This is a genomic window from Nostoc sp. MS1 (genome assembly GCF_019976755.1).
Taxonomy (GTDB): Bacteria; Cyanobacteriota; Cyanobacteriia; order Cyanobacteriales; family Nostocaceae; genus Trichormus.
Genome location: NZ_AP023441.1, coordinates 2,836,943 through 2,849,573 on the forward strand (window position 1 = coordinate 2,836,943; position 12,631 = coordinate 2,849,573).

The window sequence follows — 12,631 nt, forward strand, 5'->3', positions numbered from 1 at the left end:
TCCTTACTACGAACAGTTCTATTTACGCATTTGAGTTACTAAATGAGTCAATTCTGGCAATATCAACTTTTCCATTCCTAATCTCACTGCATTGCTGGAACCAGGAAGGGAAAAGATTAATTTATTTTGATATACGCCTGCAACTGCACGGGATGCGATCGCTCTTGAGCCAATTTCTTGATAACTTAAATATCTGAATATCTCCCCAAATCCAGGTAGGGTTTTTTCTAACAATTTTTCAATAGCGTCATACGTATTATCTCTAGGTGCGATACCTGTACCGCCATTAAAAATGACGGCATCCAGATTACCCTTTTGGCTCAGGATTTCTATTTGTGCCTGAATTTGTGCTGGTTCATCAAGAATAATGGCGTAAGCCACCACAGTATGATTTGTGTCAGATAACAACTGTTGAATCAGTTGACCACTTTTATCTGTTTCTGGGGTACGTGTATCGCTAACGGTCACAACCGCGCAATTGACGGTTATTCCCGGCGCATCGGGATGAGGTTTTTGTGTATTCATTCTTCTGGGAAGTTAATAGTCCAGAAATGCGTTGACTGTGGACTATTAACTATTGACTGTGGACTATTGACTATTGACTAATGACCCTTTAAGATTTACTGAAATCCAAACCGTTTTCTTCTGCGTAACGCTGCATAAAGCGAAGGAAACGATCCCATTCTTCGCTGGATTTCATTAAGTAAATAGCTTCTAATGCTTCCGGTCTACCGTTGACAAATCTAGCTTTAACTTCGCGGGTGATGAGTTCCCCCTCTTCGTCGATGAGGTACATTCCGGTAATATCATCAGTAGTAGCTTGATCTAAAGCTTTAGGATTCACAAACACAAATGTTGCTGTACCACTATCACCACTGCGCGATCGAGTCAAGCGTACATCTGGAATTGCGTCTTCGTCTATTCCCCTAGAAAACTGGATTTTTGCCATGATGGTTAAGTTTAAAGTTTTGTGATGGTTAGTTTAATATTTTCTCATCATTTAGAACTTACTAAACCGTCATTACAAGAATTTAAAAATGAGATAAATAGACAAAACTTAGCATAATTGCCAAACTCTCCACCTACAAAGGTACAGATACTTGATTTATCTTTTTTACCCCACCCTAACCCTCCCCTTGGAAAGGGGAGGGAACTTAATTTATTGATTTCCCCCCTTTGCAACGGGGGATTAAGGGGGGTAAGTCCATTACCAAAGATTTTATACTCCAGTGACGGCTAATGCACCAGCGATCGCACTAGCTATGAGAGAAGAAAAAGCAGCACCGAATAGCCACCAAGCGGCGCTGGCGACGGTTTTTCTCGTTTCTTCGGCTTGCTTTTTAGCTTGCTTTCTGATAGCTTTGATGCGGTTTTGTGCTTCCTGTTGGATGCGTGTGGCGCGATTTAGCACACTATCCCGTGCAGCTTCGATTTGGTCGATGATGCGGTTAACATCTTCGCTGGCGATATCTTCACGGGAACTGAGGATAGCAACTAGGGTATCACGGTCGAATTGACCCAGGCGATCGCGTAACGCTTCAAATCCAGCTTGTGGGTCATCGAACAATTTAGCAAAGTCTTGACGGATACCTTCGTAACTAAGTTCGGGACGATTTAAGGAGTTGAGATAGTTACGAATCCTGTCAAAAACTTGGTCAATTGCTGACTGTACAGTGTTTTGAATTTGCTGTACTTGTTTGGCAATGTTACTGCGAACCGATTCAATTTGATCGGCGATGCGGTTTGCTTCTTCCTCGGAAATGTCTTCCCGTTGCGATAGTAAAGCGACAACTGTGGAACGGTCAAATCGGGAGAGGCGATCGCTTAAACTACCAATTCCTAAGCGGGGGTCTTGCAAGAGTAACTGTAAATCCCGTTTGATAGCATCAGGATTCAATTCCTCTTTATTGGTTTGACGCAGATAATCTTCTAGGCTGGCTTCAAAGTCTGCAATCCTTTGTGTAGTGCGTTTAGCTAAACGGCGAGGCGCTTTAATAATATCCCGAATAGCATCTTGTACTTGGTCAATAATTTGATTAACTTGGTCTTCACTCAAGTTTTGCTGTTGGCTGAGAAGTTTGACTAAGGTGTCGCGGTCAACTTGTGACAACCTGTGTCGTAAAGCCACAGCACCCTCTTTAGGATCGCTGAGTAAGGTTTCCAAATCTTGTCTGATACCTGCGGGATCTAATTCTTCTAAGTTTGTATTGCGGAGATAATCAGCGATCGCTGTGGTAGTCTTTTCGTATTGTTCTTTGGCTTTATCTACCACTACTTGCGGTGCTTGTAATACATTATCTTTAACTGTCTCTACTTGGTCAACAATTTGATTAATTTGGTCTTCGCTTAAATCTTGACGCTGATTGAGCAGTTGTACTAAGGTATCACGGTCAAACTGAGATAGGCGCGATCGCAACAGATTTATTCCCACTTGGGGGTCTTCCAGCAATACTTGCAAATCACGCTTGATAGCATCAGGATTTAACTCCTCTTTATTGGTATTGCGGAGATAGTCTTTCACTCTATGCCATAATTCATCAGCTTTAGCTGTTGCTTGTTCTTTTGTTTCACTGGCTTGAGTTAAGAAATTATCCCGGATGCTTTCGAGTTGGCTAACAATATTATTAGCCTCGTCTTCGCTGAAGTCTTGACGTTGCAACAATACTTGGATAAAGGCTTCCCGGTCAAATCCTTGTAAGCGACTACTGATATCTGCAAACTCTTGGTCTGCTTCTGTCAACAGATTGCCAAAATCTCGCTCAATTGCTTCTGGGTACAGTTCTTGCTTACCAGTCGCACGGAGATAATTTTCGATGCGGCTGCGAATTTCTTGACCTTTTTCAGATTTCTCCGATAGTTGTACTGTTTCTAGAACTTGCTGACGAATGCTGTCCATTTCTTGAGCAATTTCTTTGACCTTAGCTTCGCTGAGGTCACCTCTTTGAGTCAGCAAGTTAGTAAAATCATCTGTATTTAATTGTTCAATTTGCTGGCGGACATTTGTAGGATCTGCCTGTGGGTCGTAGATGACATCCTGAAATTCATTTCTAATGGTAAGGCGGTTAAAATGCCAGGGAAAAGAATTACGGATGTAGTCTTCTACATCTGTTTTGACAGTGTTATCGTTGGGAGTAGAGAATGTTTGACTAACTTGCTCAGTCGTTTTTGCTCTAATTTGTTGTAATTGTTGAGTGATTTTTTCGACATCAATATCTTGAACTTTATCTCTCAACTGTTGTAGTTGATTGGTGATTCTATTTACATCAATGTCGGAAAGGTCTACTCGATCTAATACAGCAGGTAAAGCGGCACTAACGCCATATTTTACTGCTTGCTGCATTACCCCATTTCTGCCGTTGCCATTTTTTCTAGTTGTAACTAGTTGTTGTAAACGCTCACCCAAATCTGCTGATTTTAATTCTTCAGGTGTGGCAGATTGCAGTAAGTTAATTACCTGTTCTGTGGGGTTACGACGATTAGAAACTTGTTGCCAAGCCGCTTGTAATTGGTCAGCTATTTGATTAATCTCTGCTTTAGATAAATTGGTGCGATCGCTAATTAAATCAACAAAAGTTTGCCGATTTACATTCCGCAGTAAATCACTATCACCCAAAGATTGCCAATCAATATCACCCAGAATTTTATCAAACTGGCTGCGAACTTCGTTTAAATTTATTGTTGGTATGGGTAGAGCTGATAAAGAAGATTGAAGGGTGTTTTTAATAGTATCCTGATCCAGCCCAGCAGTTAATTCGCGCCGGACGGCGGCGGTAATATCTTCTGCTGCTGATACCATTTGATTTTTAGTAGTTGCCGCCCCAATGGCGCTAGTTGCTGTTCCTGTAAGCGCCTGTATACCAGAACTAACAGTGCTGATAATTGAACCCAGTAAGGAACCTACGGCAGAAGAACCAAACCAAGCTATTAAGAAAAAGTAGGTAGACCAAATAACCACACCACTAATTGCGCCTAGTGTTGCACTTTGAATGAATGTTAATTTTACTGCTAAGAAACTAGCAGCAAAGAGGGCAATACTAGCAGTAGCGATCGCCCAACCACCAACTTTAGCTTCTATCTCCCGAACCTGTTCACCAAAGCTTTCTGAATCGTCATCATCACTATCTGGGGTCTTTCCGTATGTAGAGATGCCCACAGCTACAGAAAGATTAGTTAATAGTAAATGAAAGGCGATCGCCATTAAAGTACCAGCTAACAAAGCCACTAAGATTTTAGTAGCAGAAAAATCTATAGGGATTGTTGTTGGAGATATGACTTGGGGTAAGCTATCTGCTGGTACTACCCCCAAAGATAGGCAGGAAGTAACCAATAAACTGGCAAAATTATAAATCATAGGACTTTTTTTCTTACGTCCGATAGATGAAATACCCATCATCCATATAATGGGCTTATCTCCCAGTCTATTTATTGTTGACAGCGTCCTACACTTTCTCTGGTAATAATTACATTTATCAAAAGTTGTATTTTTCATAAACCAAAAAAAGATGCAGTTTTTTGCTATAGTTATCTGATTTTTTCAAAAAAATAAAACTAATGTTTTAAGTAGAAAGCGCATCTCTATCTAAATTAGTATTAGCCTACATATTTATAAAGTTTTATATATTTAAAAGCTTTAATTAATCTGTGAATTTGAAATTTAAGTTTACCTATAATTTATACATTAAAAAAATCTATATCTAATGATAGAGCTAAAATTTATTCCGGCTGATTGATGAAAGAACATTATTGATGAGTGATAAATAGAAAGTAATGAACATCAATATTTTGTAACTAGTTATTAACTAATTTTGTCTTGTTTATTTACTGAGGAGAAACTTAAGCATGGTAGTAGGATTACATAGACGTGCGGTGGGTGTATTTTCTCACCGTCGAGATGCTGAAAAAGCATTAAACGAATTGAAAAATTCTGGTTTTGCAATGGATAGAGTTTCTATCATTGCTCAAGACGCAGACCGGAATGAAGAAATCGCTGGTAGTCCAGTACGCGAGAAAGTAGGCGATAAATCAGACGAGGGTGCTACAACTGGTGCTGTGACTGGCGGTGCTTTGGGTGGTTTAACAGGCTTATTAGTTGGTCTTGGTACTCTGGCAATTCCCGGTATTGGGCCAATCATGTTGGCAGGTGCAACTGCAACTACCTTAGCTACAACTTTAGCTGGTGCAGGTATAGGTGCAGTAGCTGGTGGTTTACTAGGTGGTTTAATTGGTTTAGGTATCCCTGAAGAACGCGCTAGAGGTTATGAAAGCCGTGTACGCAAGGGTCACTACTTAGTAATCGTTGATGGTACAGATGCAGAGATTGCCCAAGCAGAAGCAATTCTCCGCCGTGGTGGGATAGAAGATTATGACGTTTATGATGCTCCTGGTGGGGCGGCTGCGGCCACAACAGGCGTAGCGGCTGGAACTGCTGGTGTTGCTCATCGGGATATTACTCCCTCTACAACTACACAAAGAAGGGCGATTGGTGTATTTCCTCACCGTCGAGATGCAGAAGCAGCATTAACAGACTTGCGTGATGCTGGTTTCTCCATGAATCAAGTATCTTTGATTGCCAAAGATAGCAGTGGTAGTGGCGCTACAGGTGCAGGCGCTAATCTTGGACATGGTAACAAAGCAGATGAGGGTGCTAAAGCAGGTGCAGCTACAGGTGGTGCTTTAGGCGGTCTAGGCGGCTTATTAGTTGGTTTAGGCGCTTTGGCTATCCCTGGAGTCGGGCCAATTATTGCAGGTGGTGCAGTTGCTACCACGATCGCTACAACTTTAGCAGGTGGTGCTATCGGTGCAGCCGCAGGCGGTATTGCTGGCGGACTGGTAGGTTTAGGCATCCCTGAAGACAGAGCGAAAGTATATAGCGATCGCTTCCAAAGAGGTGAATATCTAGTCATCGTTGATGGTACAGAATCCGAAATCCAACGTGCTGAAGCCATCCTCAAGCGCCGTGGTATTCAAGAATACTCAGTTTTTGACGCTAGAGATTTACACGATACCCACCGTTCTGGTGTTGATCGTGCTGTGAGTGGCGATGTTGGCACTTCCACCGTAGGCGATCGTGTTTCCCCAGTAGTAGGCGACTATAACGAACCCAGCGTAGTTATAGTTGACAACCGGGAAGAAAGAATCTAATTCCTTTGATGTTTGAGGGACGCAACATATCGTGTCCCTCACGCAGTTAAACAAAATTTATCCTCTTTAATTATTGATACCGAGAAGTAAAGAAATGAAAAAACTAACTCCTTTTCTAATTAGTGGCTTGCTATTATTAGGTACTGCTGCTTGTCAACAGGCAGAAAAAACTACTCAGTCTGCACCTGATAATCCTGCACAAAATGTACAAGCACCCTCTGTAGAAGAAACACAAGCAGCGCAAAAAGACGCTCAAAGTCAAGTTCGTAGAGACCAACTCAACTCTGATATCCGCTCTCGTGAACAACGTAATAACACTACTGGCGGCGATACACAAAGAGCTGAAGGTGATTTAGAAAGTGAAGTTCGCTCTAAATTAGAAGCGAATATACCCAACGGTCAATTGACAGTTGCTGCTGAAAAAAATGGTACTGTCACAGTTGGCGGAACTGTTAACAACCAAGACCAACTAGCTAAAATTGATCCTTTAGCTAGACAAATTAAAGGTGTCAAAAATGTAGTTGTCAAAGCAAAAGTCGCTCCACCTACATCTAACAGATAAACCACCTCTAGGTGAATCATCAATATTTTATCCGTATCAGTAGTTAGATATACTAACTACTGAGAAATTTTATTGACAATTGTCAACATGAATGTTTATGTTTATTTACGTCTAGCTACCTAAAGCAACTGTTGTAATTACCCAGATATAAAAACTATGGAAACCGAACAAAAGCCACTGGAATCTCTAAATACAGAGGGAGCGATCGCACTCCCTAGTGCAGCAAATAACAACCTACCCAAGCTACCACCAGCTACAGCGAATACTACCCAATGGCAACAAATTACCCAACAAGTTACTGACTTTTTGACAGAACTACCAGGGTATATAGGTGGCTTCTATCAAAAATACAGTCAGCCTATACTTACCGTCGTGTTAATCTTATCAGCGATCGTTACCTTAAAAGTCGTATTAGCTTTGGTTGGTGCAATCAATGATATTCCTCTGCTACAACTATTTTTTGAGTTGATTGGCATTAGTTATTCCATCTGGTTCACTCTCCGCTATCTATTAAAAGCCTCAACTCGCCAAGAATTAAGTGCAGAGGTTGATACACTCAAAAATCAAATTTTTGGTAAATAATTTAATCCAAGGCACTATCTTTAATTAGTAAATAAATACCCAGCTTTTTAGTAAAGTTGGGTATTTATCATTTTGTAATTTTGTATATATCTAAAGAGAGAGGTTTTTTTATAATTTGCTATTAAATCACTTCTAAAGATAGTCGATTTATACCTATCAAAAATCGTAATCTAGTTCTCGAAGTTTTAAGAAATCTTTTAACGAGGACAGATTTATGACTAATGAATCAACTAATAAAGCAAATCAGCCAGTCGGTACAACAAATGATTCATCTGATAGAGTACAAGGCGACCATTACGATCGCATAATCGTACCCGCCGAAACTGCTGCCCGTAAAGAAAGAGAAGGCGACCTCTTTAAATCAACTCCTACAGAGGAAAGAGAAGCAGACGCAGCCACAGACGACCAAACAGATGCTCAAAGCATCCGCACTACAGATGGTTACACAGTAGATAAAGAAGGTTTATTAAACAACTACGCCGTTGAACCAGAAATGTACTACGAAGTTCCTGGTGATGCTAGAAAAGCCAAACAACAAGAAACAGCTTCACGGGTTCAAGAATTAGTAGATGTTAACGAAGATAAGCAAGGTGAGTTAACCGAAAGAGGCGATGATCGCGGTAGAGGCCCAGGTTTAGTTTAAACAACAATTATCCAGTTTGATATTAAGTTTGGCTAATTACTGATGATTTTGTAGGGACGTACATATGTGCGTCCCTATTTAATTTTTCCCACTACACTAGCGACGACAGCCGTCAACTGTGTGGGTTCAATAGGTTTGGGGAAATGTGTTTGATAGCCAGATGCGATCGCCTTGAGTCTATCTTCTTCCCGTGTAAAGGCTGTGACCGCTATGGCGGGAATGTGACTACCTACATCAACCTCCCGCGCCCTCAATTGACGAATAAAAGAATAGCCATCTTCTTGTGGCATCCCAATATCGCACAGGATGACAGTAGGTTTCCAGGTGAACACTTGTTTTAACCCCTCTGCTGCGGAAGCACAGGTATATACTTCTGCTCCTTGTTGTATGAGTACAGCTTTGGCAATATCTCTCGCATCATGTTCGTCGTCCACCACCAGCACCCGCACGCCCTCAAGCCTATGCTGAGTTTCGGGTAACGAAGGGGCGCTATCTACGGGTGTTTTCGCTGGTGTGCTAATATTCTCCTGACGCGCAGTTACAGGAAGTTTCACGCTAAAAGTTGCTCCCTTACCTTCCCCCTCACTATCAGCCTGCACTGTCCCGCCATGAAGTTCAACCAAATGGCGAACGATCGCTAAACCCAGCCCCAAGCCGCCAAACTTTCTAGTAGTTGAGCCATCTGCTTGGCGGAAACGCTCAAAAACGTGTGGCAAAAACTCTGGCTTAATACCTACTCCAGTATCACTTACCATCAATTCAACAACTGAACCAGTCTGCCTTAAATGCACTTCAACTCGCCCACCTTCAGGCGTAAATTTAACGGCATTCGAGAGGAGATTCCACACTATCTGCTGAAGACGATTCTGGTCGCCTAAGATGGGTTCTACATGGGCAAGTTGAATCTGCAATTCGATGTTTTTTACTTCCGCCGCATGGCGTACCGAATCGACGCTACTCATAATCAAACTAGCGAAGTTCAGCAAGCGTAGTTCTAGATGAAGTTTGCCCGTGATCATCCGCGATACATCAAGAAGGTCATTTACTAGTTGTGCTTGAGCTTTAGCGTTCCGCTCAATTGTTGCAATTGCTATCTCTACTTTTTCTGGATTGAGTTTGCCAGCACTTAGCAACTGCGACCAACCTAAGATGCCGTTGAGAGGGGTTCTCAGTTCGTGGGAAACGGTAATTAAAAACTCATCTTTGAGACGGTTAGCCGCCTCCGCTTCGGCTCGCGCTGCTTCCGACTGTCTTAAATTTTCATCCCGTTCTTGCTCTCGTTGTTGCAGCAGTTGCGCCGAAAATTCTAAAGCTTGTCCTAATAAAGCTACTTCCTTAATAGATGAAGGATTGATGCGGGGATATTCACCTTTGGCAAGTGCTTCTGCGGCAGTAGTAGCAGAGATGATACTCTCAGACATGGAGCGTGAGAGGGCGATCGCACCCACACCACTAACCACCAGCAATCCCAAGCCAGAGCCAATTACCAGCCACATTGCCTGACGAGGTGGACTTTCAATTACATCGGCGGGAACGACAACAGCAGTTGTCCAGCGAGAAAAATTAGTTCGATTGAAGGCAACGTAAACTTGCGCTCCCTCCAAAGTAGTTTCGCGGTAAACATCCTCAGTTTTTGCGGCAATTCGCTTGAGAAAAGATGGTGTACCTGACTTCCCCACAAATTTCTCAGGATTACGAGTCCGCGCTACCACAATTCCATGACCGTCAACAACAGTTCTTGTCCACTCGCCATCAACTTGTGTTCTGTTTTTAATGATATTGGTGAGTGCTTCTGAGGAGATGAGGGCAGTAAGTACATACCGTACTTTGCCATCCCGCATAACCGGAACACGGACAGGAAAAGCCCATTGATTTTTAAGACGTGCAAAAGCAAGATAACCTACTGTCGGCTGGTGCGTTTTCACAACCATCTGCACACTTTCAGGCTCATTTACTAAAGGTAAAGCAGTGCCGTAAGGACGAAAAGTGTTGAGAATCTGTTTCCCATCCGGCGTTAACAGAATCACACTTAACCAAGTTGTTTGCGTCTTTGCTGTGCGTTTTGCCTCTTTATAAAAACCTTTTAAATCATTTTGGTCGAGACGTTCAGAAGCCGCCAACGCTTGCAGAGTCCTGGCTGTGCTGGAAACCTCCCATTCTACATCTTGAGTAAGATTACGTGCTGCCAAAGCCAAGCGCCGCTCTGATGCTGCACGCTCATTGAGTGAGAGTTTGTGTACAACCGCAACAGCAAAAAGAACGACTGGAAGTAGTACCCCAGCAACGAGCAACACAAAATGCCACTTTAGAGAAAGTGTATATCTACCAAAAGCTTTTAAATCATAATTTAGACTTGTTTTCCGCAACCTGATTTCCCAATGTGAGAATAATTGTGGTTTCCGTGAATATTGTTACGCTTTTTTATCAAAAGCACTCGAATCACTAAGTGTAGAATGGTCATTTGGATTATAGCTACCTATTTACCTCATGTTCGTAACACTAGTGAAATATTTTCTCCAATAACAGATTTTTACCCACTTAATCAGGTTCACAGCCCACAGGACTGGATTTATCACCTGTAAGAGCTAACTTTTAAACCTGTGGAGGTAGATTTTATTTGTATATCAACGATTTTTGAACATTTATTTGGCTGAAAGTATGTGCTGTCTTCTTGCTTCAAATTGGTAGTAAAGATTAATGGTTAAAAGCTAAATACCATCTCTTTGCTTTATATTTTATAGCTATAAATATTAATTGTAAAACTTGACTCTAAGTAAAAATAATCGTTTGTTGAAAATATAGTGAAAAATAAAACCCTAATATTAATAAATATATAAATACAAAAACTATGTAAATACTTTAAAATTAATCAAATAACTTGCTATTTTGGCAAATAAATCAGCTAAACGGGGGAATATCATTATTATTCCTCTACACATAATGCTGATAAACAGCAGTTATTATGCTGTAAGTCTTAACAAAGTCTTCTAACAAGAAATTTCTAGAATATTTAGAATGAAAAAAGTTTTAATACATATTCATATATAGTAAAAAAAATACAGTATCATAGGAATCACTTATGTATTTTTATACAATAAACAATTAAGACTAGACTTCTTATGTCAGACAGAATTTTACATAAAATCACAAAAGCATCTGCTGATTTATTCTGTAAACTTTTAGGACAGCCTAGTAATAGTAATTTAAAAACTCAATTACATGATAAAAACATTCAAATTGAACAACTAGAAGAGCAAGCAAGGGCGCTATATCGAGTCATTAGCAGAATCAGGGCTTCTTTAGAGCTAGAAACCATTTTTAGGACAGCCACCAAAGAAACTTGCAAGTTACTACGTGTAGAAAGGATAGCTGTGTATCGTTTCAATGAAAACTGGGGTGGGGAATTTATCTACGACTTTGAGTTTGCAGAGCCTGGATGGGACAATATAGAGACATTAGGAAAAAATCTAGTCTGGAATGATTCTTATTTACAGGAACATCAAGGTGGACGGTATCGTCACAATGAAACTTTAGTAGTTTCAGATATCTACTCAGCAGGCTTAAGTAGAACAAGGTGAAAAAACCAAAGTGTGTAAAGATAAGTAAATACATAAATGTGTCTACCAAGGTAACAGGGATATGGGCAGCCGTTTAAGGGTATTTCTGACTCCTAAGCAAGATAAAATTTTGTTCAACCTGAGAACGGCAGATGTACCCCAGAAAGTGAAAGACCGAGCCGAAGTGATCAGATTAAGCGCACATGGTTGGTACGTAGAGAAGATAGCAGATCACTTTGACTGGACTGCCCAAACAGTAAGAGAAGTTTTGCATAGATGGGAAAAACAAGGTCTAGAAGGACTGTGGGAGAAAGCAGGGCGGGGAGGAAAATCAAGGTGGGCAGAAGCTGACATGGCGTTCTTAGAAAAATGCTTGGAGCAAGAACCACGTACATATAATAGTGTTCAATTAGCCCAAAAATTAGAGCAAGAACGCTCCGTGAAATTGAGTCCTGACTGGTTAAGGCAGGTACTCAAAAAAAGGGGGTCATTTGGAAGCGAACTAGAAAAAGCCACAAAGGAAAGCAAGACAAAGTATTGCAGCAAATCAAACAGGCAGACTTAGAGATGTTGGAATTATCTGCTGCTGCTGGAGAAATCGATTTAAAGTATATGGATGAATCAGGGTTTTGTGCCTGGAGTGAACCCAGTTACAGTTACTACTTCCGAGGTCAGCAAAAACGCCTGGAGCAGAGTAAGCGTCGGGGTCGAAGGTTAAGTATTATTGGGTTTCTTCAACCCCTAATTAGTTTTGTGTACGGTCTAGTGATTGGTGGCGTTTCACGCAAATCCTATATTCAAATGATGGAGCTTGAAGCACTTGAAGCCCAAAAAGCAGGTCGTATCAGAGTCATCGTTCAGGACAACGGCCCGATACATCGGTGCAAAGAAGTTCAGCAATTATGGACAAAGTGGGAAGAGATGGGTTTGTACATCTTCTTTTTACCTAAATATTGCTCAGAGATGAATCCAATTGAATTGGAGTGGCAACACCTGAAAAAAAATGAACTAGCTTCTCAAAGTTTTGAGGATGAATTAGACCTTGCCTATGCTGTCATTGATGGAGTTCAAAATAGAGGAGAAAAGGGAAACTACAGTACGCAACGTGTAAAATTTAACTCTTATTCTTCTGCTTAATTCTTTGTT

At 41.1% G+C, this 12,631-nt stretch carries 10 protein-coding genes; 6 read left to right on the forward strand and 4 right to left on the reverse strand.

The window, feature by feature from the left end:
• Positions 1-18 precede the first annotated feature (18 nt).
• The 3 genes from NSMS1_RS12295 to NSMS1_RS12305 form a co-directional block, all read right to left on the reverse strand.
• A complete protein-coding gene (locus NSMS1_RS12295) occupies positions 19-525 on the reverse strand; it encodes a molybdenum cofactor biosynthesis protein B (RefSeq protein WP_224093478.1) in 507 nt (168 codons plus the stop codon).
• Positions 526-613: 88 nt separating this feature from the next.
• Complete coding sequence (gene psb28 / locus NSMS1_RS12300; protein ID WP_224093480.1) at positions 614-949, reverse strand: photosystem II reaction center protein Psb28; 336 nt, start codon at positions 947-949, stop codon at positions 614-616.
• 270 nt (positions 950-1,219) lie between these two features.
• The gene (locus NSMS1_RS12305; RefSeq protein ID WP_224093483.1) at positions 1,220-4,351 is read right to left on the reverse strand and encodes an MFS transporter; all 3,132 of its coding nucleotides are present in this window, start codon (positions 4,349-4,351) and stop codon (positions 1,220-1,222) included.
• Between the two features lie 488 nt (positions 4,352-4,839).
• Here NSMS1_RS12305 and NSMS1_RS12310 point away from each other — a divergent pair, with 488 nt between their 5' ends.
• The 4 genes from NSMS1_RS12310 to NSMS1_RS12325 all read left to right on the forward strand — a co-directional run bounded on the left by NSMS1_RS12310 (position 4,840) and on the right by NSMS1_RS12325 (position 7,928).
• The gene (locus NSMS1_RS12310; protein WP_224093490.1) at positions 4,840-6,141 is read left to right on the forward strand and encodes a general stress protein; all 1,302 of its coding nucleotides are present in this window, start codon (positions 4,840-4,842) and stop codon (positions 6,139-6,141) included.
• A 94-nt stretch (positions 6,142-6,235) separates the two neighbouring features.
• Positions 6,236-6,703: a BON domain-containing protein gene (locus NSMS1_RS12315; protein ID WP_224093492.1), complete on the forward strand. Its 468-nt coding sequence runs from the start codon at positions 6,236-6,238 to the stop codon at positions 6,701-6,703.
• A gap of 156 nt (positions 6,704-6,859) precedes the next feature.
• A complete protein-coding gene (locus NSMS1_RS12320; RefSeq protein ID WP_224093494.1) occupies positions 6,860-7,285 on the forward strand; it encodes a CAAD domain-containing protein in 426 nt (141 codons plus the stop codon).
• 214 nt (positions 7,286-7,499) lie between these two features.
• Complete coding sequence (locus NSMS1_RS12325; protein ID WP_224093496.1) at positions 7,500-7,928, forward strand: hypothetical protein; 429 nt, start codon at positions 7,500-7,502, stop codon at positions 7,926-7,928.
• A gap of 74 nt (positions 7,929-8,002) precedes the next feature.
• Here NSMS1_RS12325 and NSMS1_RS12330 read toward each other — a convergent pair whose 3' ends face one another.
• Complete coding sequence (locus NSMS1_RS12330) at positions 8,003-10,294, reverse strand: ATP-binding protein (RefSeq protein ID WP_224093498.1); 2,292 nt, start codon at positions 10,292-10,294, stop codon at positions 8,003-8,005.
• A gap of 753 nt (positions 10,295-11,047) precedes the next feature.
• Here NSMS1_RS12330 and NSMS1_RS12335 point away from each other — a divergent pair.
• Complete coding sequence (locus NSMS1_RS12335) at positions 11,048-11,506, forward strand: GAF domain-containing protein (protein ID WP_224093500.1); 459 nt, start codon at positions 11,048-11,050, stop codon at positions 11,504-11,506.
• A 61-nt stretch (positions 11,507-11,567) separates the two neighbouring features.
• A protein-coding gene (locus NSMS1_RS12340) for an IS630 family transposase (protein WP_224085966.1) occupies positions 11,568-12,622 on the forward strand; the annotation gives its coding sequence in 2 pieces (ribosomal slippage) (positions 11,568-11,960 and positions 11,963-12,622; 1,053 coding nt in all).
• Positions 12,623-12,631: the final 9 nt, after the last annotated feature.

Excerpts from the sequence above, each read along its gene's own strand:
- psb28 (WP_224093480.1), bottom strand. The coding sequence starts at position 949 with ATGGCAAAAATCCAGTTTTCTAGGGGAATAGACGAAGACGCAATTCCA.
- NSMS1_RS12320 (WP_224093494.1), top strand. The coding sequence starts at position 6,860 with ATGGAAACCGAACAAAAGCCACTGGAATCTCTAAATACAGAGGGAGCG.
- NSMS1_RS12325 (WP_224093496.1), top strand. The coding sequence starts at position 7,500 with ATGACTAATGAATCAACTAATAAAGCAAATCAGCCAGTCGGTACAACA.
- NSMS1_RS12295 (WP_224093478.1), bottom strand. The coding sequence starts at position 525 with ATGAATACACAAAAACCTCATCCCGATGCGCCGGGAATAACCGTCAAT.
- NSMS1_RS12305 (WP_224093483.1), bottom strand. The coding sequence starts at position 4,351 with ATGATTTATAATTTTGCCAGTTTATTGGTTACTTCCTGCCTATCTTTG.
- NSMS1_RS12335 (WP_224093500.1), top strand. The coding sequence starts at position 11,048 with ATGTCAGACAGAATTTTACATAAAATCACAAAAGCATCTGCTGATTTA.
- NSMS1_RS12310 (WP_224093490.1), top strand. The coding sequence starts at position 4,840 with ATGGTAGTAGGATTACATAGACGTGCGGTGGGTGTATTTTCTCACCGT.
- NSMS1_RS12315 (WP_224093492.1), top strand. The coding sequence starts at position 6,236 with ATGAAAAAACTAACTCCTTTTCTAATTAGTGGCTTGCTATTATTAGGT.